The sequence below is a fragment of the Streptomyces sp. NBC_00878 genome (assembly GCF_026341515.1).
Lineage (GTDB): Bacteria > Actinomycetota > Actinomycetes > Streptomycetales > Streptomycetaceae > Streptomyces.
Genome location: NZ_JAPEOK010000001.1, coordinates 1,566,380 through 1,589,702 on the forward strand (window position 1 = coordinate 1,566,380; position 23,323 = coordinate 1,589,702).

The following is a 23,323-nucleotide window of genomic DNA, read 5'->3' on the forward strand; positions in this document are numbered from 1 at the left end:
GGAAGACCATGACCGACATCATCACGGAGCAGGCCACCGCGGCGGCGTCCGGAGCCACCGCCACCGAGCAGTTCCGCAACAAGCAGCGGACGGAGACGGCCGACGCCGACACCAAGCGCGTCGACACACTGGTCTCCGAACTCCTCGCCGCCGCCCGCTACATCATCCGACGCCACAAGGTGACGTACGCCGAGTACGACGCCCTCAAGTCCTGGCTGATCCAGGTCGGCGAGGACGGCGAGTGGCCGCTCTTCCTCGACGTATGGCTGGAGAACGCCGTGGAGGAGGTCGCGAGTGAGAACCGCGACGGCAGCAAGGGCACCATCGAGGGCCCGTACTACGTCCCCGACGCCCCGATCCTGCCCGCCGAGGCGACCCTGCCGATGCGTGACTCCGAGGAGGGCACCCCGCTGCTTCTCCAGGGGCAGGTGAAAGGCGTGGACGGCACTCCTCTGCCCGGTGCCACGGTGGACATCTGGCACGCGGACAACGACGGCTACTACTCCCAGTTCGCGCCCGGCCTGCCCGACTGGAACCTGCGCGGCACGGTCATCGCCGACGACCAGGGCCACTTCAAGATCCACACCATCGAGCCCGCCCCGTACCAGATCCCGACCGACGGCTCCTGCGGCCGGCTCATCGCCGCCGCGGGCTGGCACGCGTGGCGCCCCGCGCACCTCCACCTGAAGGTGTCGGCACCGGGCCACCAACTCATCACCACCCAGCTGTACTTCCAGGGCGGCAGCTACGTGAAGGACGACATCGCCTCGGCCGTAAAGCCCGAACTGATCCTGGCCCCGACCCCTGTCGCGGCCGACACCGACACCGACACCGACACGGGCACGGGCACGGACGCCGGCACCGGCAACGAAGTCACGTACGACTTCATCCTCGACAAGGCGTGATGCGCGGTGCTGTTCGCGGTACGGATGGACGTCGAGATCCCGCGTGACCTCGCCCCCGAGGTCCGCGCGGATCTGGTGACACGCGAGAAGGCGTACTGCCAGGAGCTGCAGAAGTCGGGTGAGTGGGTGCACATCTGGCGGTGCGTCGGGCAGTACGCCAACATCAGCGTCTTCGACGTCGCCGACAACGAGGCACTGCACCGGATCCTCTGGGACCTCCCCCTCTTCCCCTACATGAAGGTCGACGTGACACCACTGGCCCGGCACCCGTCCGACCTGGCCGCCGACGAGGTCGTGGCGTGACGGACAAGGCGGTCACCCGAGCGGAGCGAATGACACGGCTCAGCACCCGCCGCACGGTCGGCCACGGGATCCCCACCCCGTGGCCGACCGTCCTCCGGTCAGGCCGAGTCCACGCCCAAGGTCGTCGCCGCCGCGTAGCCGTCGGAGACTCTGTCCCCGAGCTCCGTTGACATCAGCAGGCTGGAGGAGGCACCGCCGCCGTCGTAGATCGAGTCGTCGTAGATCGAGTCCTTGGAGATGCGACTCACCACGCCGTTCTCGTCGGTGAGTTGGCGGCCGCGCAGAGACGAGAATCCGGCCGTCCGTGAGGGCTGCTGCCGCCTTCTCGACCACCTGGTCGACACCGAGTCGATGGGCGAACTCCTCGCCATGGCCGACGACCCGGACGCCCGCGTCAGGATCGCCGCATTCCACGCTCTGGCCTGTGACCGGTGCAAGGGCGACACCTGCGCACCGGGCCCGGACCGAGTCCTCGAACACTCGCTGCACCATCTGGCCTCAGACCCCGACCGCACGTCCGGGCCATGGCTGCCGAACTCGTCGGCAAGTTCGCCCACACCGAACCACGCGCTCTCGCCGCCTTGAAGACGTCCCACGCCAACGACCCGAGCCCCGCGGTACGGAAGAAGGCGGGCTGGTTCACACCCGGCGGGACCATCTACGAACGGACTCTTCCGCCCGCGCCCCGACAAGCGGGACAGCGTTTAGCCGCGAGTGATCGGTGCGCTCCAGAGGCTTGTCTCGTGTTCTCGTCCGACTTCGGGAAGCCGGAAGCACGCGAGGGCGCCGAGCAGGCCGGCAGCACCCAGGAAGAGGAACAGCGCGGTGTAGCCCCCGAGTGCCAGCAGCGCGGGGCCCATGAACGGGACCAGTGACTCGGGCAGCCTGCTGGCGACGTTGAAGATCGCGAGATCCTTGGCCGCGTCGTCCTTGTTGGGCAGGACGCGCACAGACAGGGCGAAGTCGACGGACAGGAACGTCCCCGTGCTGAGGCCCATGCCCGCCACAGCCAGGTAGACCACGGCCATGTCGGAGGTCCACGCCATCATGGCGAGGCTGACAGCGGCTGTCACCCCGGCGAAGACCACGAACGGCTTCTGCCGCCGGACCAGATCGGACAAGTAGCCGGCAGCCAGCGTGGACACGATGACGCAGGCGATCGAGAGGACAACGAGCCGGAGGGTGACACCGGTGAGTTCCTCCTTGCTGATGTCGAAGCGCTCCATGAGGTAGAAGGCACTGAACGCGACGGAGGCGTAGGCGCATCCGATCAGAAGGCGGACGAGCCACGCCCATCCGAACGCCGGGTGCTTACGGGGATCGAGCCAGAACGTCAGGGCCATGGTCCGCAGGTTCAGTGGCGGCTTCGGCGCGCTGGTGGGCGTCTCGCGCAGCAGCAGGAAGGCGAGGACGCCGGCCAGGACCGCGACCAGCGCTATCGCCCCCCACTGGCCGGCTCGGCCGCCCGGGGCGGCGTGGGCCAGGGCCACACCCAGCAGCGGCCCGAGCGCGGTGGCCAGGCCGACCAGCCCGGACACCCCTCCCGTACGTCCCTCATCGACCTGGTCGGCGATGACCGCGCTGTGCGCGGCGCCCTGCAGGTTGGCGACCACCGCCACCCCGCACCACAGGAGCACGACCTGCCAGACCTCGGTCGTGGCGGGCATGATGGCCAGCGCGAGCGCGGTGAGCAGCGTGCCGGTCAGGATCCAGGGGCGACGGCGGCCGAGACGGGTGCGGGTGCGGTCCGAGATCCGGCCGGCGATCGGGCTGAACACGATCGCGATCAGAGCACCCGCGCCGACCACGATCCCGAACGCGGTCGTCGCCCCTTCGCCTGCGATCGCGTCGAGGTGAAGGGCGAGCAGCAGTTGGACGGGGGTGGCCAGCGCGACGAAGACGCCGAACTGGGACAGCATGACGGCCGGGACGAACCGGCGCAGCGGCGTCTTCACGTCGTCGCGCGGTGCGTCGACCGGCGGTGGGGCGAGGGAGTCCGTTGGCATGGCACGTCCTTGCTCGGGGATCGCGGCGGAGTGTGTCCGCTCGGCGTTCGGAGATGTCCGGGGCTGGTGCGGGTTGCTTCTCTGCGGCGGCCGCTCGGGCCGACCCGCCCGTTTCAGAGCCTTCAGCGGTGGTGTGTGACGCGGCGAAGGGCGCGCTGCACCGCGGTGGCCATGGCCTGCCGGCCCTGGGCGTTGGGGTGGGAGCCCGCGGCCGGAGCCGCCACGACGAGCGGTTCGATCCAGCGCTCTCCGGTGGGCTTGCACATGTCGTGCCCGATCGTCGGGGTGTAGGTGTCGACGTAACGGACACCGCTCGCCCGGGCCTGGCTCGCGAGCATTGCGTTGAGCCTTTTCCCGGTGTCTCGCAGGTAGGCGAAGTCACCGGCCGCGAGTGGCACCGGGGAGCTGGTGCAGCCGACACCGTCGTCCGGGAACAGATCGGGGTAGCCGACCACCAGGACCTTGGCCCGAGGAGCCCGCTGACGGATGCTGTCCAGCGCCTCGGCGATGCTGGGTGCGATCTCGTTGACGCGCTGCGCCAACCGGTCGGTGCCGGTGTTCGTGAAGAACGTCTGGCACGGGTTGCCCGTCGGGTCGCTGGACGTCAGCCGGGCGCAGGTGGCCAGGTTGCTGGAGAACCCGAGGTCGTTGCCGCCGATGGTCAGGGTGACGACGTCCGTGCCGGCGTCGAGCGCGTCCAGTTGCGGCGGCTTCGTGCCCTGAGGTCCGGTCAGGGCCGCCGTCGTCGCGCCGCCGCAACTGACGTCGGTCAGCTGCCAGTTCTTCACGGTGGCGAGGAGCGAGGGATAGTTCTGGTCGGACCGCGCGCAGGTGGTGTCGACCTGGGTGGGGATGCCGGGGCCGGACGCATATGAATCGCCCAGCGCGACGTAGTCCACGGTGCGCGGGGCGGGCGCCACCGCACTCGCCGATACGGCCGGCACGGTGGACAGAGCCATGGCGCAACAGACCACCACGGCACCTTTCAGGAGTCCACGTCGCCTGGAGGGTCTCTTCCGGGGCTGCTTGCTCACGTTCAGCTGCTTTCCTTGCCTTCTTCGCAGTCCTGTTCCGGAGTGATGCGGGGTCCTATTCCGGAGTGATGTTGTGGTTGTTCGCCCGGAAGAGGTTGTGGGGGTCGTAGAACTGCTTGAGCGTCCGCAGCCGTTGGAGGTCCGCGGCGGTGAACACGTCCTCGGCCCGGTCGTCGCGGCCGGCGAAGTTGGTGTAGACGTAGCCCGTGGACCAGGGGGTCAGATTCCGGAGCATGTCGTCCAGTACCGCCATCCCCGCGTTGACCACTTCCGGCGGCCCGGCCGTCACGCCCCACACGCTGAAGACGGCCTCGCGTACGGCGACGGGAGCCGCCTCGCCCGGTCGCCTCGCCAGGGCGCCGCCGAGGTGGCGGATCTCCAGAGCCGTGACCGGGCTGCCCGCGGCCCGGCGGGCGTCCCGCACGATCACGTCGATCGCCTCGGCCGGCAGGTCGGTCACCGTGATGCCCTGCTCCTCGTACGGGAAGCGATCCGTCGGATCCGTGTGCACGGCGGCGAACTCCACGTAGGGATGGCGGCCTACCGTGTCCACGACCGCCGATCCGATGTCCCGGAACGGAAGGATGAGCTTCTCGGCCTCGTCGTCGGAGCCGAGGTGGGTGACCCGGACGTGCGCGAAGGACTTGCCGCGCATGGGCTCGGGTACCTCCGGCACCGGCGGGAAGTTCAGCACCGCCAGGGAGCACGTGAGCGCGTCCGGAGCGTCCCGCACCACCTCGAAGTAAGCGCGGATCACGGCCTCGATGTCCTCGGCGGGGTAGTAGAGTCCACCGCCGTAGAAGGAGGTCACCGGGAAGAGGCCGATCTCCAGTTCGGTGACGACGCCGAAGTTGCTGCGTCCGCCGCGCAACCCCCAGAACAGCTCCGGTTCGCACTCCGCCGACACCCGGCGCAGCGCGCCGTCCGCGGTGACCACCTCGATCGAGTTGACATGGTCGGCGGCCCAGCCGTAGGTCCGGCCCAGGAACGGGCTCTGACCGCCACCGAGAGTGAAACCGACCACCCCCACATCCGGTGCGGACCCGTGCAGCGGTGCCAGCCCCGCAGCCTGAGCGGGCTCCACGACATCCTTCCAGCGTGCACCCGCACCCACGCGGGCCACAGCACGTTCGGCATCGATCTCGACCGTACTCAGCGCGCCGGTGGTGATGAGCAGGAAGCCCTCCGTCACGGGGAACGGCTGGTGACCGGTGGCCATGACGCCGACCGGCATGCCGTGGGCGGTGGCGAAACCGACCGCGGCCTGTACGTCGGCGGTGGTGGCGGCCGCCACCACCAGCCAGGGCCGGTGCTGCGAACGCAGGTTGAACGCGGCGACCGCTTCGGCGTAGCCCGCGTCGTCCGGAGCGAACACGGATCCCCCGATCCGCTTCGCCAGCTCGGCGATGTCGTCAGCTTCGAGGCAGCTCCGCCTCAGGTACTCGGTCATGCTGCTATGCCTTCTTTCTGGACCTTTTTCTGGTCCTTGCGGCCCGGCCGCTGCTCGCGCACCAACCGGACGGTCACTTCTTGACGAGCGATCAGACGACGACGGACGGCGCCCGCCCCTCGACGGCGTCACATCGCCCCTTCACCGCGACACCTCGCGACACCTCGCGACGCGGCCGTGGAACCGGTCGGGCTCGCTTTCCGCCCGCGCCGTTTCCGAGGCGGTGGGCGCGAGGGGGGACAGCGGCAGGGCACACTTGATCGCCACGGATCCGACGCTTCGGGTCAGTGGTCTCCATTCGGGACGTTCAGCAGGAACCGGCCGGTACGGAAGGGCTGTTGGAGAGCCACGCGTCCATCCCCGGCCGCGCATCGCACCGGCAGCGGAGGGGGCGACGGCACGACCACCGCCACGCCGACAGCGGATCGCCATGCGGTCGAGGGGCGCCGCAGGACGGTCCCGAACGCTGCTGATGCTGAATACCGCCCAACCGCCCGTGACACGGCCTGTGCGTCGTCGGCCCCGGCCCTGGCCCTGGCCCCGGCCCTGGCCCTGGCCTCAAACCGGACGGCGTCAAGTCGTCCCCCGGTCCCCGGACGATCCGATGACCGCCGTGGCTTTCCTCGTCCGCACGCCAGGCCGGGATCAGATCAAGCGCCGGTCGACACAGGCTGGTCAGCCGGCTGACGCTCCGTGCAGCTGAGCCTGCAAACGGGCGTACGAGCGCCGTCCGGACAGGCGCCACAGAACAACCGCGATCTTCGGCACCTTGCTGAGGAACATTCGTTGCTCCTCAGGAGTCGCCGCCGCCATCAACGAGCTGAAAGCGCGCAGGTGATATTTCCTGTCCAGCTTCGCCGCGCTGAGCTGCCCGAGCTCCTCCCACTCGGCAACCGTCAGATAGTCGGCGGCCAAGGGCAGGATGACCTTCTCCTCCTCGTCCATGTGCTCGTTCAACAGCGATCGCAACTCGGCGAGCTGTGTCGCCACCTGCTCGCAGAGGGTGCGCCGGGGATTGGCGGCCAGCTCATCCAGCGCGCCCGTCACCTGTCTGATCAGGTCTTCGAGACGGTGGTGCTGTATCTCCATGCGTTCGACTGCCTCGGCGTGTTCCGCCGTCCGCGTCCCCAGGAGGGGCCAGAGGAATTCGTCCTCGCTGCGGTGGTGGGCTTCCACGCAACTGAGCATGAACCGTACCGAGTCGACGACCAGCGCGGCCCGTGCGGTGTCGCCGGGCGCCAGACCGCGTACCAAATCCGGAGACTCAGCAAACAAGTGGCGAAAATGCCGGTGCACCACGACCATGTCGTGGACATCCGGTTTCGAGCTGACTACCCCAGTCATGGTCGCGCAGTCCTTGTGTTCGATGGATGATCGCCGGGAGCCATGGCCCGGCGATGACAACGGTGGAAGCTTCACGAGGCGGTACGACCGCAGCCTGACCAGTTCGCAAGACAGGCAACAAGGCGTGTGTCGTACCCAGCACTCGTCGTCGGCGGGCGCTTCCAGAAACCGATACCCGGCCGATCACCATCGTGAGCGCTGCCGATCAACGCGACCTGAATCGCCCCTCGACAACTTGTCGACGGATTCTCGATCGCGCCTTCGCCATCGACGGTTCCGCTGCTCGGAGCCCTGGCGCCGACCGCATCGGCCACCTCTTCACGACTGGGCGGTCGTCCAACTGCGTCCGATCCGTGATGCCGCGCGACGCCCCGCCAATACCGAAGGCCGAATGCCGCCCGGCGGACTGTCCACCGCACAGGATTCGAGGCACGAAAGGAAGCAGCATCAGCGATCTCCTTCGCTTTCGCCGACCGATCCTCGACCGAGGACCAACAAGATCCCGAGACCTCCCCTCGCTACACCGGCTACCAGGTCTGGAACCGGCAGCGTAAGGAAGAGCTGCAGATCGACGTGGACGATGTCGCACTCGGGCACCGGACCCAGCAGACCTGGAACAAGAAGGGTGCATGGATCCACTCCGACAACCAGAGCCACACCCCGCTGGTCAGCGCGGCGGTATTCACTCAGGTCCAGGACGAGACGGCCACCCCGTGGTCCTCACTCGGACCGCGAGGTCACGTACACCAAGCATCCGTACGCGGCGAAGGGAGGTTGCGTCCATGGAGATGGTGTACGGGTTCGACCTGATCCGGGGGTTTGCTCCGGCTTCAGAGTGATGCCCGCATAGACGAACGGCCACCGGCTGATCTTCGAAGTGTCGAAGCCTCGAAGGAGATCAGCACGATGACCGCACCAGACAGTGTGCCCCTGCACGCGCACTGTCGAACTGGCCATCCCCAAGCTCAGGTCGGGCAGCTACTTCCCGCACTGACTCCTGGAACGACGCCGTCGGGCCGAACAGACCCTCATCTCGGTGGTCGCCACCGCCTACCTGCTCGGGGTGAATACGCGCCGGGTCGAAAAGCTCGCCGCGTCCCTCGGTGTCACGCAGCTGTCGAAATCCCAGTCAGCGCGATGGCAAAACATCTGGACGAGCAGGTGGCCGCATTCCGCAACCGGCCGCTGGACCAAGGGCCTCACGCGTTCGTCCGGGTCGACGCGCTGACCCTGAAGGTCCGGGAAGGGGGCCGCATCATCAACGTCCACGCACTGATCGCGGTCGGCGTCAACGCCGACGGCCACCGCGAGATCCTCGGCATCGACGTGGCCACCGCCGAGGACGGCGCCGGCTGGCTCACCTTCCTGCGCTCCCTCATCGCCGGCGGCCTGTCCGGCGTCCAACTCGTCATCTCCGACGCCCGCATCGGCCTCGTGAACGCGATCGGCGCGGTCCTGCCCGGCGCGTCATGGCAGCGATGTCGCACCCACTACGCCCGAAATCTACTGAGCCAGGTCCCCAAGTCCGCCCAGCCCTGGGTCGCGACCCTGCTGCGGACCGTGTTCGAACAGCCCGACACCGACGCTGTCCAGGCCCAGATGCGCCACGTCCTGGACGCCCTGGAGGCCAAGTTCCCCAAGGCCGCAGCCCAATTGCGACCGCACCGGCCAGCCCGTCTTGCGCTCACTGACTGCTTACGATCACTGACCCCTTGGAATTGATCATCTAGCGGGCGGGTTCGAACAGTTCGATGAGGTTGCCGGCGGGGTCGGTGAGCAGGATCTGACGCCCGCCGGGGCCTGAGACCACATCGCTGAGGAAGGTCAGTCCGGCGCCACGCAGCCGGTCGATCTCGGTGTCGAGGTCGTCGACGGTCAGGTGGATGCGGTTGCCCCCGACGCCGAGGTCGCTGGGGGTGGCGCGGGCGCCGGAGCTGGCCGGGCCGGACAGCAGCAGCCGCAGCGGCCCGCGGGTCACGTCGGCGAAGGCGGGGGCGGGGTGGCTGCGGAGGGTGAAGCCCAGGTGGGTGGTGTAGAAGTCGATGGCCGCCTGGACGTCGTCGACGAGGTAGCGGACGCTGGCGAACTGGTCGGGCGCGGTCACGGCTGAACCTCCTGTGGCGTGAGGGTGAGCAGCGGCAGCAGGTAGCGGATGCGGGTGTCGATCTCTGCTGCCGTGCGGACGAATGCGGGGTGGCCGACCGGGCCGGGGCTGGTGGCCGCGGCGGGGTCGGGGATGCTCCAGTGGACCAGCCGTGGCTGGTCGCCGAAGTCGTGGCGGACCTCGCGGACCTTGTCGCACAGGCTGATCACGTAGTCGAACCGGCGGCCGAGCAGGGTGTCCAGGTGTCGTGGACGCTGCCCCGAGATGTCGATGCCGTGCTGCTCACGCAGGACCTGCACGGCGTCGGAATGGATGCGGGGTTTGGGATGGCTGCCGGCGCTGGCCACCTCGACCTGACCGTCGGTGCGGTGGCGCAGCAGCGCCTCGGCGATCGGGGAGCGGGCACTGTTGCCGGTGCAGGCGAACAGGACGGCGGGCCGCCTCTCCGGTCGCGGCAAGGGCGGCGGCGGGGCGGGGGCAAAACCCAGCGCCGGGTGCAGCGCGCTACCGGCCTGGGCGAGCGCGTGGACGCATCGCTCCAGGTCCAGGTGGTAGTAGCTGTCGCGGGCGTCGAAGCTGCTGCGACGGGCGGTGACCAGCCCGCCGCCGCGCAGCAGCCGCAGATGGTAGGAGACCAGGTTCTGTGGCTGACCGACCCGCTCCACCAGTTCACGAACCCGGTAGTCACTCGCGGCCAGTTCCGTCAGCAGCTTCCACCGCAGCGGGTGGGCGGCCAGCTGCACGAACGCCGGGGCGGCAGGGGACGAGGGCCTCATGAAGCCAGAATACATCAAACTAGATTGATGTACCTTGCTGTCGGGAGTCCCGACGCTCAATGCCGGAAGACGGAGGCACGTCATGAGTCAGCCCGCCGAAACCGCGTCACCTCAGCTCCAGCGGCGGCTCGGCATCGGCGACGCCGTCCTCATCGGACTGGGTTCGATGATCGGCGCGGGCATCTTCGCGGCGCTCGCCCCGGCCGCCCGCGCGGCCGGCTCCGGGCTGCTGGTCGCCCTGGCGGTGGCCGCGGTGGTGGCGTACTGCAACGCCACCTCCTCCGCCCGGCTGGCCGCCCGCTATCCGGCTTCGGGCGGCACCTACGTCTTTGGCCGCGAACGCCTCGGCGACTTCTGGGGCTACCTGGCCGGCTGGGCCTTCGTGATCGGCAAGACCGCCTCCTGCGCGGCGATGGCGCTGACCGTCGGCTCGTACGCGTGGCCCGATCACGCCCACGCGGTGGCCGTCGCTGCGGTGGTGGCGCTGACCGCTGTGAACTATGCCGGGGTCCAGAAGTCCGCGTGGCTGACCCGGGTTGTCGTCGCCGTCGTGCTGGCGGTGCTTACGGCGGTCGTGGTCGCGAGCCTCACCTCGTCGGCGGCGGACGCCGTCCGGCTGGATGTCGGCTCCGACGCCACCGTCACCGGCGTGCTGCAGGCAGCGGGCCTGCTGTTTTTCGCCTTCGCCGGGTACGCCCGCATCGCCACCCTCGGCGAGGAAGTCCGCGATCCCGCGCGCACCATTCCCCGCGCCATCCCGCTTGCCCTCGGCCTGACCCTGGTCGTGTACGCGGCCGTGGCCCTCGCCGTCCTGATGGTGCTCGGCCCCCAGGGGCTGGGCGAGGCGGCCGCGCCGCTGTCGGATGCGGTGCGTGCCGCGGGGGCGGACTGGCTGGCGCCTGTCGTGCGGGTCGGGGCGGCCGTCGCCGCGCTCGGCTCATTGCTCGCGCTGATCCTGGGTGTCTCCCGCACCACCCTGGCCATGGCCCGTGACCGGCACCTGCCCCACGTCCTGGCCGCCGTTCATCCGCGCTTCCAGGTGCCGCACCGCGCTGAACTGCTGGTGGGCGCCGTGGTCGTGGTGCTCGCCGCCACCGCCGATGTACGTGGCGCGATCGGCTTCTCCTCCTTCGGCGTCCTGGTCTACTACGCCGTCGCCAACGCCTCCGCCTGGACGCTCAGGCCGGACGAGAACCGTCCGCCGCGCCTCGTCCCCGCGGTCGGCCTGGCCGGCTGCCTGGTGCTGGCCTTCACCCTGCCCGCCGACTCCGTCGCATGGGGGACCATGGTCCTGGCCGTCGGCATCGCCGCCTACGGCATACGCCGGGCCATCAGCGCCCGCCGGGCGTCCTGAGCCGCTCACCTGCACGAGCGGGTGTCGCTCCGAACTCACATGTCCGGGCGAACCGTCGACGTAGGTCCGGCGGTCTTATGGGGTGGACCCGAACTCCCGCTCGTGTCCGACGCGGTCGGCACTCCGCTCGGTGTGCCGGGAGCGGGCGAGAGCGCGCCGGCCGAGGGCCATGGCGATCAGTCCCAAGGGGATGGCCGCGATGGCTCCCACCATCCCGTTGCCGGTGCCCGGGCCGCCGCTGGAGGTGGCCAGGTGCAGGGCCGCGAGGGCCGTGCCGACCAGGCCCACCGCCATGGCCGACATGGCGCCGGTGCGCGCGTTGCCGGTGCTGCTACGGCCGGCCATGCGGGCCAGAGCCAGCCAGCCGATGGCCACGCCGATCAGCCCCACCCCGAGGGCCAAGTTGGCCCCGGTCCGCCCGTCGCCGATGACTCCGCCCTCGGCGGCCACCGTCAGGACATCTGTTGCGCTCATGCCGCTCTCCTCCTTCGTGCGTGGCGAATTCCGTGGTTTCCGTTGTGCCTTGAGCGTGCCTGCCGGCAGCCCTGCTGGTCGTCCGGCGGGTGAAGTCCTTTCGCACTGCCATCGACATGGCAGTTGACTGCCGCGCATGCGGCAGGCGGCGGGCGTGTACCGCGGGTGCGGTAGCCGACCGCTCGTCCGCGGGCGGGACTCGCCCGCAACGGCGTCCGGCTAGGGTGCGCGCATGGACACAGGGCGTTTTCGTGTCCCGGCCGGTGCCATGGACTGGGCGATTGCCATCAGCGTGGCGGCACTGCTGCTGGGAACCGGGCTGTCGGGGCAGCACCCGGCCGGGGAACGCGAGTTGCTCGGCGCCGTGCTGCTGGCGGCGGGAGGTCTGACGCTGGTCGCGCGTCGTAGGGCTCCAATTGCCGTGCTGGCTGTCACCGGCCTGTGCGCGGTGGGGTATGAAGCGGCGGGTTTTGAGGTGCTCGCTGTCTCGTACCTGGTTGCGGTGTACGGCGCCGTACGGGCCGGGCACCGTGCCCTGACGGTGGCGGTATCCGTGTCTTTGCTCGTCGTTCTCCCTCTCACGGCGCTGGTCTTCCGAGACGGGCCGGCGCGCGAGGCATTCGCGCAGGCCCGGAACGTGCTGGAAATCGCCTGGCTGATTGCCGCCTTTGCCGCCGGTGAGGCGTTGCGGCAGGCCGAGCGACGGGCGGACCAAGCCGAGCGCACCCGGGAGGAAACCGCTCGGCGCCGCGCGGATGAGGAGCGGCTGCACATCGCACGGGAGCTGCACGATTCCCTCACCCACCAGATTTCGATCATCAAGGTGCAGTCCGAGGTCGCCGTCCACGTAGCCCGCAGGCGCGGCGAGCAGGTGCCCGAGACGCTGCTGGCGATCCAGACGGCCGGACGGGAGGCAACCCGGGAGCTGCGCGCGACTTTGGAGGCCCTGCGCGACGACGACACGACCCCGCCGCAGAGCCTTGAGCACGTACCGGAACTGGTGGAGCGCGCCCGTTCGATGGGCCTGGACGCGACGCTGAAGATCGAAGGGCAGCGGCACGTCGTGCCGGCCGCGGTGGGCCGGACCGCCTACCGCATTGTCCAGGAGGCGCTGACCAACACGGCCCGGCACGCCTGTGCCACCACCGCGACGGTCCGGATCGAATACCGTCCCGACGCCCTTGCCGTCCAGGTGGACGACGACGGCAAGGCCACCCCCGATGACGCCCCGACCCCGGGCCTCGGGCTGCTCGGCATGCGCGAACGCATCACGGCCCTGGGGGGCCGTCTGCGCGCGCAGCCTCGCACCGAGCACGGCTTCACCGTCCAGGCCGAACTCCCAGTGGAACGAGCATCATGATCCGTGTCCTGCTGGTCGACGACCAGCCGCTCATCCGCAGCGGCTTCCGCGCACTGCTCGACCTCGAAGACGACCTCAAGGTGGTGGCCGAAGCCGCCGACGGTGAAGAGGGTCTGGTGCTGGTCAAGGAGCATCTGCCCGACGTCGCGCTCATCGACATCCAGATGCCGGTCATGGACGGCATCGAGGCGACCCGGCGCATCGCCGCGGACCCGGCCTTGGCGGACGTGCACGTCGTCATCCTGACCAACTACGGCATGGACGAGTACGTCTTCGAAGCACTGCGCGCCGGCGCCGCCGGATTCCTGGTCAAGGACATCGTGCCGGAGGACCTCCTGCACGCCGTACGGGTAGCCGCCCGCGGCGACGCTCTGCTCGCCCCGTCCATCACCCGCAAGCTGATCCACCGGTACGTCGCCCAGCTGCCCCCCGCCTCCAGTGCCGCGCTGGAGGAGCTGACCGGCCGCGAACGCGAAGCGGTCGCCCTGGCCGCACAGGGCCTGTCCAACGACCAGATCGCCGACCACATGGTGATCAGCCCGATGACCGCGAAGACCCACATCAACCGGGCCATGACCAAACTCCATGCCCGCGACCGGGCCCAACTCGTGGTTCTCGCCTACGAATCCGGCCTGGCCGCCCCGCGCAACGGCTGACAGCCGGCAGTGATTGCCGACTTCGCGGTGGACGTCCGACCATGCCCCGACCACATCACCGCCACGGTGCTCGCCGCCTTCACGCCCCCGGCAAACCAGTACCCGAGACCCACCCCCTGCGGGGAGCGCCCGTAACCCGCACCGAAGGAACCACGACCACCTCCGAAAAGTCGATGGTCGGTTCGCCCGTACCGTGATCTCCCCGGGGTACGGCGGTCAGGCAGTGAAGAGCGGCGTCTCCTGCGGGGTGAGGTTGAACCGAGTTGATCAAACCCCAGCGTGCCTGGAAGTCGCTCTCCCCGGTCGAGTTGGCCACCGCCGAGTGGGTCGACTGGTACAACCACCGGCGCCTCCACGGTGAGATAGGCCACGTTCCGCCCGTCGAGTACGAGGCCAATCACTACATGGAATCCACGAAACCCCAGGTCACAACCACAATCTGAGATCTCTACCGAACCCGGGGCGGTTCAGGGGCGAGTGGTGCTGTGTCTTCGATCGGGTGACAGGGCTGGGAATCCCCGTCGATGCGGTGGCGTGCCCGCGAGGCTCGGAGGATGCGTATCGCGGTGCTGGATGTGGACGGGACTCTGATCGCCGGCACGCTGGCCGGTCGGTTGCCGATGATGCTGGCCGAGGCTGGGCTTGTTCCCCGGGACCGCCTGGAACGGCTGCGCCAGGCCCAGTCGGCATCGGATGGCGAGGACCCTGCGGCGGCGGCGCGGATGAACGAGCTGTTCGCCGCGATGCTGACCGATGTGCCGTCCCGGTCGGTGTCCGCGGTGATGGCCCGGCTGTGGCAACGGCAACGCGAGCGGCTGTTCGCCTCAACCCGGCCGCTGGCCGCGGCGTTGCAGGACGCCGGCTATGTGCCCCTGCTGATCTCGGGTGGCCCGCAGGAGATGGTGGCTTACCTTGCCTGTGAGCTGGGCGTGGCCCTGTTTCGCGGCACGCAGTTCGAGGCGGCTGACGGGCTGTTCACCGGCCGGGTCGCCTCAGCGGTCGCTGACGGGAAGGACAGGGCTGCGCAGGACCTGGCGGGCACCGGACACATCGACTGGCCGGACTCGCTGGCCGTGGGCAACTCCCTGGGTGACGTCTCGTCGCTGAGCCGGGTCGGCCACCCCGTGGCGTTCGAGCCCTCCCCCGCGCTCAGGGCGCTGGCCCGCCGGCACTCATGGCCCGTGTGTGACCGCACCAGCCTGCTCACTCACCTGCGCGACCAGGCCGCTCTGCCCGTCTCCCCACCAGCCCCTGCCCGCGAGGTGCCGCCGGCCCGCCACGCAGCGCCCGTGACATCGGTGGGCAGTGCGATCCGTCGGCTGACCGAGCGGCTGCTGGCCCAGGTGGGCAACCAGGGAGCCGTCACGGGCGAGTGCCGCAGCCGGGTCACCGAGTCGGCCCTGATGCTGACCCTGCTGCGCCGCGCGAATGCCCTGCCCGGGATGCAGAGCCGGCTGCACGCCTACCTCTCGCGCAGCCGTACAGCCGCAGGCGCCTTCGATGCGGCGGTCATCGACGCCACCCTGCACGGCACCCCGCCGACGGACCGGCACCGGCTCATCGAGCAGACCTTCTCCGGCGCCGCCCAGCACTCCTCCGACCGCAAGAAGCTCGCCCTGGAGGCGATCCTCGCCGTCGTGGGCCCCGAGCCCTTCCACGTCGACGCCCCCTCCCACGCGTTCGAGCACCACAACGAGGCCACCTGGACCCGCCTGCGGCAAATGGCCCTCCACCACCTGCACGTGCCGGACCCCGTCGCCCCGGAACTGACCGCACGCCTGCTGCGGCTGACCGAACGCGGCCAGGACCGCGGAGTCATCGAGGGCAACGTGTTCGCGCACCTGTTCGCACTGCTGTCGCTGCACCGGACGATGCCCGGCCACCAGGTCATCCACGACGGCATCACGGCCCTGGCCGAAGCCGTCCGCGACGACGGCGGCATGCCGTTCATCACCAGCGAGGAGATCTTCTCCACCGCCACCGCGGGCCTCGCGCTGGCGCGCGCCGGCGCCAAAGGGCAGGTGCTGCTCGCGATGGGCGACTACCTCGCAGCCCAGCAGGCCGGCAACGGCGGCTGGGCCTACGCCCAGGACGTCGTACAGACCGACACGGACACCACCACCCACGTCCTGTCCTTCCTGCACGCCATCGGCCCCGAGCGCTACCGGGCACACATCGCCCTCGCCCGGCAGTTCCTGGCGGCGCACCTGGGCGAGGACGGCGGGATGCCGACCTATCTACCCGGCCAGCCCTCCGAGCCGACCATGACCGCCAACGCCCTCATCGCCCTGCGCCCCTACCACTTCACCCACGCCCCCCTGCTGGAGGGGGCAACCCGCTACCTCCTCAACGCGCAGAAACCCGACGGCACCTTCGAACGCAGCTGGAGCCTGAGCGAAGCCAACGCCATGCTCCGCGCCCTGACCGCCCTCACGCTCGCCCACCGCCACAACCCCTCAAGCCATCAAGGACATCTGGGTCCGGCCATCGACTCCATCCACCAGCGCCTGCTCGTCACCGCCAACCCCGACGGCGGCTGGGGCCAGACCCCCGGGGAGGCCAGCGACGCGATGAGCACCGCCTACACCCTCACCGCGCTCGCCCCCACGCACCGCACCCACCCCACCGTCCGCAGCGGCCTGCACTACCTTCTGGGCGAACAGAACCCCGACGGCGGATACACCTCACCCTCCGACCAAGCCGCCCCCCGCCCTCTGCGCTACGCCATCCCCGTCCTCACCGACATCTTCGTCCTCCTCGCCCTCACCCACTACGCGTGAACAACCACCCGATCGGGCTTGAATCTCACCTTGCCCGGAGGCGCTCGCGAGAGCAGTGGCGGGGCCAGGCGGTGGGTCCGGGCTGATACTCGTGGGCTGCCCAGCCGTCACGTGTTCCCGGAGGCGAGTTCCTCCGTGGATCCCTCCATGGCCGGGGGAAGATTGCGCCGGTAGAAGCGCCGGTATGCGCGGAGGGTGGGCCCGTCCGCGACGGACCAGAGGTCCTTGGCCACTGGGCGCATCCAGCGCAGGATCTCGAAGTCGGCACGGTGATTTCGCCTGACCAGGCGCCACAGGAAGGCCGCCCAGAGACGGTTGGCCGGCCAGAGCAGCCAGTCGGGTCCGAGTTTGCGGACGATCAGGCTCCACGTCGCGATCGTGACACCGGGCCGCACGGGACTCACAGCCGCGACGAAGGCCATCCGGGGCGGCTTTCCGTCCGGCTGCGGGCCCGGCTGAGGAGTGGCCACCGCGGTTGTCGGGCTCGCCATCTCGACCAGTACGTACGGACGGAAGTGGTGGATACGGGTGCCGTCCTCCTCGGCGGGCTGGATCCGGAAGGAGAAGTGACGTCCTTCGTCCCGCAGTTGGACGGAGGTCATCGTTCGCCCCGGACTGTGCGTGTAGGGCCAGTGCGAGACGTCGGTCACGTGTTCACCGATCGGGAGGAGATCCGCGTGACAGACGAGCACCTCACCGGCCAGGCAGAGGTGGCGACGGCGGTCCTCGGCGAAGCTCAGCCCGCTCATGGGCTCCGGGGCCGGTGACCCGTGCCAGAACCAGATGATGCCTCCCTGCTCGGTCACGGGGACGCTGTGCTGCACGGCCCGGGAGGGGATACGGTCCGCGCCGGGGATCTTCCGGCACGCTCCCTCCGTATCGAACTCCCAGGCGTGGAAGCCGCAGACCAGCCTCTCCTCGCGCACCCGGCCGCACCGGCTGAGGTCGGCGCCCATGTGGCAGCACTGGCTGTCGATCATCCCGACCTGCCCGCCGCGTGTGCGGAACAGCGCGTACCGCCGGGCCATGTAGGTGACGGGGACCACCTGGCCAGGGCGAAGATGCCGGCTGAACCGGGCGAAGTACCAGCCGGTGGGACAGAGCTCCTGCTGCCCACCGCCTGCCAGGAGACTCAGATGGTCAAGTTCCCGGTCGTACGGCTGTGGCCTGGGGTGCCGCCTGGTCATGCGGTGATTCCTTCCTCATCCGCCGGGAAGCTGTGTTCCGCAGTTGCCCGGGGTGCGGGCACGGGGGCAGGGGTGGATGGTGCGCGGCAGGTGTAGGCAGCGGCATCGAAGCGGTTCAGTGAGCGGGTGAGCCGGCCGGTGGACCAGGGCCAGCAGAAGGTGTTCCGCCCGCTGGAGTGGAAGTAGTAGCTGGAGCAGCCGCCCGCGTTGTACACGGTGGTCCGCAGTGCGTCCTGCACCGCGGTGTTGTAGGCGGCCTGGACAGCCGGTCTGACGTCCATGGAGGCGTGGCCTTCGCGGCGCAGGTGCCTCAGAGCGGCGCCCAGGTAGGCGAGTTGGGCTTCGAGCACGCTGATGGCGGAGGTGGAGCCGGAAAGGAGGTTGGGGCCCAGGAGGAGAAAGAGGTTGGGGAACCCACTGACGCTGGTGCCGAGGTATGCCTGAGGGCCGTCCCCGGCCCAGGTCTCGTGCAATGTCCGGCCTGCCGTGCCGTGCACGCTGCGGGCCAGCGGCAGCTCACCGACGCGGAAGCCGGTGGCGGTGATCACCACGTCGGCCTCGATCGCGGTGCCGTCGGCACCGATGAGGTGCCGGCCGCGTACGCAGGACAGAGCGGTGGGGTGGAGGTGGACATGGGGCTGGGCCAGGGCCGGGTAGAACGTGCTCGACGTCAACAGACGCTTGCAGCCCAGGCGGTGGCCGGGCATCAGCGCCCGGCGCAGCTCCGGGTCACGAACCGTGAGTCTCAGATGGGCCCGGGCCGCAGTCTCGAGAGGACCTGCCAGCCGTGGGTGGCGGAGCAGGTAGCCGATGCCCTCTTGCAGGCCGTACTGACCGGCCCGCAGGGTGCGCCGTACGCCTGGAACACGGCCTAAAGACCAGTTGATGGCCAGGGGAACCGGCAGGTCGGGCTTGGGCAGCAGCCACTGTGCGGTGCGCTGGAAGAGGTGTACGGCCGCCGCCCGGTCCTGGATGGCCGGGACGACCTGGACGGCGGAGGCGCCACTGCCGACGACGGCCACGCGCCGGCCGGTGAGGTCCACAGCGTGGTCCCACTCAGCGGTGTGGAACACCGGCCCTGGGAACTCGTCCAAACCCGGCGCATCGAGCCGCCGTGGCTCATGCCACGGCCCGGTGGCCAGGACCAGAACCCTCGCGCGGTACTCGCCGTCGGTGGTCTGCACAAGCCAGCGCCCCGCGGCCTGGTCCCACCGGGCCCCTAGGACACGGACACCGCACCGCAGCACTTCACCGACCCCGTACCGGTCCGCGGTCGTCCGCAGGTAGTCGTGGATCTCCGGCTGACCGGCGAAGGTTCTGCTCCACCGCGGGTTGGGGGTGAAGGAGTAGGAGTACAGGGAGGACGGGACATCGCAGGCGCACCCCGGGTAGGTGTTCTCCCGCCAGGTACCCCCGAGTTGCGACGCCTTCTCCAGCACCACAAGGTCACGCCAGCCCTCCTGGCGCAGCCGGATGGCGGCACCGATGCCGGAGAACCCGGCGCCGACCACCACCACCTGCACATCCCCGCCCCCTCGCGGCCGGGCATCACATGCAGGCTCAGGCAGAAACGACACAGTCCCCCCCATGGTGTCGAAACCCGCGAGGCCCTCCCCGGGGCCCGGCGGCAGGCCCAGTGTGGGGGAATCCGGAAGGACGCCGTCAGGGCGTGAACCCGGCGCGCGAGCGGAGTGGTGAGCGACGCGGAGGGCGCGCGACGAGGAAACGCTCCGGTCCAGGACGCGTTCACATGCGCTTACCCGCGGAAGGGGCCCAACGCCCCTGATTCGTCCACGGTTTCGAACCCGGGCTTCTCCTGTCCGGTGGGGTCAAAACGGCGTACTCCGCGAATTCATCAGATGGTGTGGATCAGCCGCCGTGCGGCCGTCTCGCCGTTCTTCCGCGCTGATGATCGGAGAGCGGCCGTCGCCTTCCGGGGGAACGCTGTCCGTGACGTTGGCATGCCCGGTCGCACGCACCATCCGACCAACAGAGACGAGTCATCGTGCATTTGACTCCGCATGAGCAGGAGCGCTTACTGATCCACGTGGCGGCCGACGTGGCGGGAAAGCGCCGCGAACGGGGGCTGCTTCTGAACTACCCCGAGACGATGGCCCTGCTATCCGTTCACGTCTTCGAGGCGGCGCGCGACGGTAAGACCGTCAGCGACATCATGGACTCGGGCCGACGGGTGCTCACCCGTGACGACGTGATGGACGGCGTCCCGGAGATGATCAAGAACGTCCAGGTGGAGGCGACCTTCCCGGACGGCACCAAGCTGGTCACGATCCACGACCCCATTCCGGAGGCCACTCAGGAGCCCGAGGTCTACCCGGGCAAGATCGAGCACCCCCTGCCGGCGCGCAGGCCGCAGTGCCCGGTCGACTGCGACGACACCGCCTCGTCCACCTGTTGCGATGCCTGCGAGGACGCCGCGTCCTGGCACCAGGCAATCGCGTTCAACAAGCACCTGCAGGACGACAAGAAGACGATCAAGGTCAGGAACACGTCCGACCGTCCCATCCAGGTCGGCTCCCACTACCACTTCGCCGAGGTCAACCCCGGCCTCAAGGCGGTCGTGAACCCCGCCGGCACGCCCGTGACCTATGACGAGCTGTGGACGTGCGCCGAGGCGAAGGGGCGACGGCTCAACATCGCCGCGGGCACGTCCGTGCGGTTCGAACCAGGAGACGAGTGCTGCGTTGAGCTGGTGAAGATCGAAGGCGACGCCAAGAGCGACACCCGCAAGATTCAGGGACTGCGCAAGGGGATCGTCCGATGAGCAGCCAGCCCGGGAAGACGGACCGGCAGAGGCCGAGCAACCTGCTGAAGAGGGCGGACTACACCGCTCTGTACGGGCCCACCACCAAGGATCGTGTCCGCCTTGCCGACACCGATCTCACGGTTGAGATCGAAGCCGACTGGAGTGGCGGACCGGAATACAGCGGCAACGAGATGATCTTCGGCGGCGGGAAGGTGATCCGCGAGTCGATGGGCATGTCCCACATCCCGAGGGACGGGGGCGGCAACACGGATCGCCTTCCCATGGACACGGTCATCACCGGGGCGCTGATCCTCGACTGGTGGGGTGTGGTCAAGGCCGACGTCGGCATCAGGGACGGCAAGGTTCACGCCATCGGCAAGGCGTACAACCCCGAGACGATGGACCCGATCGCGGTCTTCCAGGAGCCCGCACGTGAAAAGGGGAGCGAGCCGCTACCGGTGACGGCGACGAACTTCGCGGTCGGCCCGAGCACCGAGGTCATCTCCGGCAACGGCCGGATCCTCACCGCGGGCGGTGTGGACACCCACGTTCACTTCATCTGCCCCGAGGAGATCCACGAGGCCCTGGCCTCGGGCGTGACCACTCTCATCGGCGGCGGCACCGGCCCAGCAGAAGGCAGCACGGCCACCACCGTGACCCCGGGCGAGTGGCACATCACCCGCGTCTTCGAAGCCCTGGACGACTACCCGGTCAACATCGGTCTGCTCGGCAAGGGCAGCACGATGAACGAAACCGCTCTGAACGAGCAGGTGGACGCCGGAGTCATCGGCTTCAAGATTCACGAAGACTGGGGCGCCACCCCTGCGGTGATCGACAAGGCGCTGGCCGTCTGCGAGAACCGCAAGGTCCAGCTCGCCTTGCACGCCGACTCGCTCAACGAGTCCGGTTTCCTGGAGGACACCAAGAAGGCCATCAACAAGCGTTCCATCCACATCTTCCATGTCGAGGGCGCCGGAGGGGGCCACGCCCCGGACATGATCGAGCTGGTCAAGGAGCCGAACGTCCTGCCCGCCTCGACCAACCCCACCCGGCCCTTCACGGTGAACACCGTCAAGGAGCACGTCGACATGATGGTTGTGTGCCACCACCTCAACCCGGACATTCCGGCGGACATGGCCTTCGCGGATTCCCGTATCCGCCCGTCCACCATGGCGGCGGAGGACCTCCTCCACGACATGGGCGCCATCTCGATGATGTCCTCGGACGCCCAGGCAATGGGCCGCATCGGCGAGATGATCATGCGGACCTGGCAGACCGCGCATGTCATGAAGTGCCGCTATGGCCCGCTGCCCGAAGACCTGCAGAGCGCTAAAGTCCGAACGATCAAGGATGACAAAAAGGACCACTCCTACAACGAGGACGGGCTGCAGCCCAACGACAACCACCGGGCGCGCCGGTACGTCGCCAAATACACGGTCAACCCGGCGATCACCCACGGCATCGACGCGTACGTCGGTTCCGTGGAGACCGAGAAGCTTGCCGATCTTGTGCTGTGGGAGCCGAAGTTCTTCGGCGTCAGGACGCACATGGTCCTCAAGGGCGGCCAGCTCGCCTACGCGCAGGTCGGCGACGCCAATGCCTCGATCACGACGCCGCAGCCGTACCTGCCGCGGGCGGTCTGGGGCTCCACCGGCCGTGCTCCGGGGAGCAACTCGGTGAACTTCGCCGCCCCGGGCGTGGCGGAGAAGTTGAACACCCGCTTCGTCTTCCGGGCCAGCGGCAACGCGGCCACGGAGGCGCAGACGGAGGGGCTCGGGCTCAGCAAGAAGTTCGTCGAGATCGCGGACACCCGGAACGTCAGGAAGACCGACATGAAGCTGAACGACACGGTGCCCAAGAGCCTCGAGGTCGACCACAACAGCTTCGAGGTCACCATCGGCGGTGCCACAACGAGCGATGCCCGCACCGAACTCAACGGTGCGACCGTACCGCGCTCCTACGTCACCGAAGTCCCCCTGGCGCAGCGGTACTTCCTCTTCTGATCCGACGCCTGTCCGGCCGTCGGCGCCGCCGCTTCGGCCGGGTCCCGGGCGGGCCTGGTGTGCCCGCCCGGGATACCGCGCCCCCATCCGACCCTGTGAAAGGCAGCCGCTCGCACATGAGCCGCGCAGCCCTGCTCCTTCTGACCGATGGCCGCTTTCCCGCCGGCGGGCACGCCCACTCCGGCGGCGTCGAGGCCGCCGTCGCCCACGGAGCCGTACACGACACCCACAGCCTGGAGGCGTTCTGCCGCGGGCGCCTGCACACCACCGGTCTGACGACGGCCGGGCTCGCCGCCGCAGCCGCCGGCGGATACGACCCGCTGCTGCTCGACGACGCCGCCGACGCGCGCACCCCCGCCCCCGCACTGCGTGCCGTCGCCCGCAGGCTCGGCCGGCAGATGATGCGCGCCGCCCGTGCCACCTTTCCGTCCGCCGAACTCGAAAACCTGGCCGCCGCGCGTCCCCAGGGCGCCCACCAGCCCATCGTCCTGGGCCTCGCCGCCCACGCCGCCGGACTCGCCCCGCTGGACGCCGCCTATGCCGCCGCGTACGAGAACATCGGCGGCCCGGCCACCGCAGCGGTGCGCCTGCTGAGCCTCGACCCGCTCGACGCCTCGGGGCTACTGGCCCGCCTCGCCCCCGAAATCGACGACGTCGCACAAGCCGCGGCCGACGCCGCGAACCGTGCCACGACCGAGGGCCTCGATGCCCTGCCGTCGGCCTCCTCACCCCTGCTGGACATCACCGGGGAGCAGCACGCCGCCTGGTCCGTCCGGCTCTTCACCTCCTGACCGCCACTGAACGCCCGGATTCCCAAACGGAG

The 23,323-nt window shown here is 69.4% G+C and carries 21 protein-coding genes and 3 pseudogenes; 14 read left to right on the plus strand and 10 right to left on the minus strand.

What is annotated here, in order from left to right:
* Window positions 1-8: 8 nt before the first annotated feature.
* Both catA and catC read left to right on the plus strand, forming a co-directional pair.
* Complete coding sequence (gene catA, locus OHA11_RS06295; RefSeq protein WP_266492813.1) at window positions 9-905, plus strand: catechol 1,2-dioxygenase; 897 nt, start codon at window positions 9-11, stop codon at window positions 903-905.
* A 6-nt stretch (window positions 906-911) separates the two neighbouring features.
* Entirely contained in the window at window positions 912-1,208 is a 297-nt protein-coding gene (gene catC / locus OHA11_RS06300; protein WP_266492815.1) for a muconolactone Delta-isomerase, read from the plus strand.
* A 98-nt stretch (window positions 1,209-1,306) separates the two neighbouring features.
* Here catC and OHA11_RS06305 read toward each other — a convergent pair whose 3' ends face one another.
* The gene (locus OHA11_RS06305) at window positions 1,307-1,456 is read right to left on the minus strand and encodes a hypothetical protein (protein ID WP_266492817.1); all 150 of its coding nucleotides are present in this window, start codon (window positions 1,454-1,456) and stop codon (window positions 1,307-1,309) included.
* On the opposite strand from OHA11_RS06305, the gene OHA11_RS06310 reads away from it, so the two are divergent.
* Window positions 1,446-1,793, plus strand: coding sequence for a HEAT repeat domain-containing protein (locus tag OHA11_RS06310; protein WP_266492819.1), 348 nt, complete (start codon window positions 1,446-1,448; stop codon window positions 1,791-1,793). The genes OHA11_RS06305 and OHA11_RS06310 overlap by 11 nt on opposite strands.
* A gap of 119 nt (window positions 1,794-1,912) precedes the next feature.
* Here the strand turns inward: OHA11_RS06310 and OHA11_RS06315 are convergent, their stop codons facing one another.
* The 4 genes from OHA11_RS06315 to OHA11_RS06330 all read right to left on the minus strand — a co-directional run bounded on the left by OHA11_RS06315 (window position 1,913) and on the right by OHA11_RS06330 (window position 7,042).
* The gene (locus OHA11_RS06315) at window positions 1,913-3,214 is read right to left on the minus strand and encodes an MFS transporter (RefSeq protein WP_266492820.1); all 1,302 of its coding nucleotides are present in this window, start codon (window positions 3,212-3,214) and stop codon (window positions 1,913-1,915) included.
* Between the two features lie 122 nt (window positions 3,215-3,336).
* Entirely contained in the window at window positions 3,337-4,173 is an 837-nt protein-coding gene (locus OHA11_RS06320; protein WP_266492823.1) for an SGNH/GDSL hydrolase family protein, read from the minus strand.
* Window positions 4,174-4,303: 130 nt separating this feature from the next.
* Window positions 4,304-5,698 carry an FAD-binding oxidoreductase gene (locus tag OHA11_RS06325; RefSeq protein WP_266492825.1) on the minus strand — a complete coding sequence of 465 codons (1,395 nt, stop codon included), beginning with the start codon at window positions 5,696-5,698 and terminating at the stop codon, window positions 4,304-4,306.
* A gap of 675 nt (window positions 5,699-6,373) precedes the next feature.
* On the minus strand, window positions 6,374-7,042 hold the full coding sequence (locus OHA11_RS06330; protein WP_266492827.1) for a hemerythrin domain-containing protein: 669 nt from the start codon (window positions 7,040-7,042) through the stop codon (window positions 6,374-6,376).
* 453 nt (window positions 7,043-7,495) lie between these two features.
* Between OHA11_RS06330 and OHA11_RS48495 the strand changes: the two genes are divergently transcribed.
* Together OHA11_RS48495 and OHA11_RS06335 are read left to right on the plus strand one after the other, a co-directional pair.
* On the plus strand, window positions 7,496-7,852 hold the full coding sequence (locus tag OHA11_RS48495) for a recombinase family protein (RefSeq protein WP_353962971.1): 357 nt from the start codon (window positions 7,496-7,498) through the stop codon (window positions 7,850-7,852).
* Between the two features lie 130 nt (window positions 7,853-7,982).
* Window positions 7,983-8,689 (plus strand): annotated as a pseudogene (locus tag OHA11_RS06335) (IS256 family transposase); the annotation flags it as partial.
* 79 nt (window positions 8,690-8,768) lie between these two features.
* On the opposite strand, the gene OHA11_RS06340 reads toward OHA11_RS06335, so the two are convergent.
* On the minus strand, window positions 8,769-9,146 hold the full coding sequence (locus tag OHA11_RS06340) for a VOC family protein (RefSeq protein WP_266492829.1): 378 nt from the start codon (window positions 9,144-9,146) through the stop codon (window positions 8,769-8,771).
* A complete protein-coding gene (locus OHA11_RS06345) occupies window positions 9,143-9,922 on the minus strand; it encodes an ArsR family transcriptional regulator (protein ID WP_266492832.1) in 780 nt (259 codons plus the stop codon). Before OHA11_RS06345 ends, OHA11_RS06340 begins: the two co-directional genes overlap by 4 nt.
* An 82-nt stretch (window positions 9,923-10,004) precedes the next feature.
* On the opposite strand from OHA11_RS06345, the gene OHA11_RS06350 reads away from it, so the two are divergent.
* A complete protein-coding gene (locus tag OHA11_RS06350) occupies window positions 10,005-11,276 on the plus strand; it encodes an APC family permease (protein WP_266492834.1) in 1,272 nt (423 codons plus the stop codon).
* A 75-nt stretch (window positions 11,277-11,351) separates the two neighbouring features.
* On the opposite strand, the gene OHA11_RS06355 is transcribed toward OHA11_RS06350, so the two are convergent.
* Window positions 11,352-11,750 carry a DUF6223 family protein gene (locus tag OHA11_RS06355; RefSeq protein WP_266492836.1) on the minus strand — a complete coding sequence of 133 codons (399 nt, stop codon included), beginning with the start codon at window positions 11,748-11,750 and terminating at the stop codon, window positions 11,352-11,354.
* A 232-nt stretch (window positions 11,751-11,982) separates the two neighbouring features.
* On the opposite strand from OHA11_RS06355, the gene OHA11_RS06360 reads away from it, so the two are divergent.
* The 4 genes and pseudogenes from OHA11_RS06360 (at window position 11,983) to OHA11_RS06375 (ending at window position 16,546) form a co-directional block, all read left to right on the plus strand.
* Window positions 11,983-13,110: a sensor histidine kinase gene (locus OHA11_RS06360; RefSeq protein ID WP_266492839.1), complete on the plus strand. Its 1,128-nt coding sequence runs from the start codon at window positions 11,983-11,985 to the stop codon at window positions 13,108-13,110.
* Window positions 13,107-13,766 carry a response regulator transcription factor gene (locus OHA11_RS06365; protein WP_266492841.1) on the plus strand — a complete coding sequence of 220 codons (660 nt, stop codon included), beginning with the start codon at window positions 13,107-13,109 and terminating at the stop codon, window positions 13,764-13,766. Before OHA11_RS06360 ends, OHA11_RS06365 begins: the two co-directional genes overlap by 4 nt.
* Window positions 13,767-14,023: 257 nt before the next feature.
* A pseudogene (locus OHA11_RS06370) lies at window positions 14,024-14,209 on the plus strand (integrase core domain-containing protein); the annotation flags it as partial.
* A gap of 111 nt (window positions 14,210-14,320) precedes the next feature.
* Complete coding sequence (locus OHA11_RS06375) at window positions 14,321-16,546, plus strand: haloacid dehalogenase-like hydrolase (RefSeq protein ID WP_266492843.1); 2,226 nt, start codon at window positions 14,321-14,323, stop codon at window positions 16,544-16,546.
* Window positions 16,547-16,653: 107 nt separating this feature from the next.
* Here the strand turns inward: OHA11_RS06375 and OHA11_RS06380 are convergent, their stop codons facing one another.
* Together OHA11_RS06380 and OHA11_RS06385 are read right to left on the minus strand one after the other, a co-directional pair.
* Window positions 16,654-17,733, minus strand: coding sequence for a Rieske 2Fe-2S domain-containing protein (locus OHA11_RS06380; RefSeq protein ID WP_266492846.1), 1,080 nt, complete (start codon window positions 17,731-17,733; stop codon window positions 16,654-16,656).
* Window positions 17,730-19,256, minus strand: a complete 1,527-nt coding sequence (locus tag OHA11_RS06385; protein ID WP_266492848.1) for an NAD(P)/FAD-dependent oxidoreductase — start codon at window positions 19,254-19,256, stop codon at window positions 17,730-17,732. The genes OHA11_RS06380 and OHA11_RS06385 overlap by 4 nt, the downstream gene beginning before the upstream one ends.
* A 482-nt stretch (window positions 19,257-19,738) precedes the next feature.
* Between OHA11_RS06385 and OHA11_RS48290 the strand changes: the two are divergent.
* The 4 genes and pseudogenes from OHA11_RS48290 to OHA11_RS06400 form a co-directional block, all read left to right on the plus strand.
* A pseudogene (locus tag OHA11_RS48290) lies at window positions 19,739-20,035 on the plus strand (urease subunit gamma); the annotation flags it as partial.
* A 219-nt stretch (window positions 20,036-20,254) separates the two neighbouring features.
* A complete protein-coding gene (locus OHA11_RS48295) occupies window positions 20,255-20,515 on the plus strand; it encodes an urease subunit beta (RefSeq protein WP_323186758.1) in 261 nt (86 codons plus the stop codon).
* The gene (gene ureC, locus OHA11_RS06395; protein WP_266492853.1) at window positions 20,512-22,500 is read left to right on the plus strand and encodes an urease subunit alpha; all 1,989 of its coding nucleotides are present in this window, start codon (window positions 20,512-20,514) and stop codon (window positions 22,498-22,500) included. The genes OHA11_RS48295 and ureC overlap by 4 nt, the downstream gene beginning before the upstream one ends.
* 116 nt (window positions 22,501-22,616) lie before the next feature.
* On the plus strand, window positions 22,617-23,291 hold the full coding sequence (locus OHA11_RS06400; RefSeq protein ID WP_266492855.1) for an urease accessory protein UreF: 675 nt from the start codon (window positions 22,617-22,619) through the stop codon (window positions 23,289-23,291).
* Window positions 23,292-23,323: the final 32 nt, after the last annotated feature.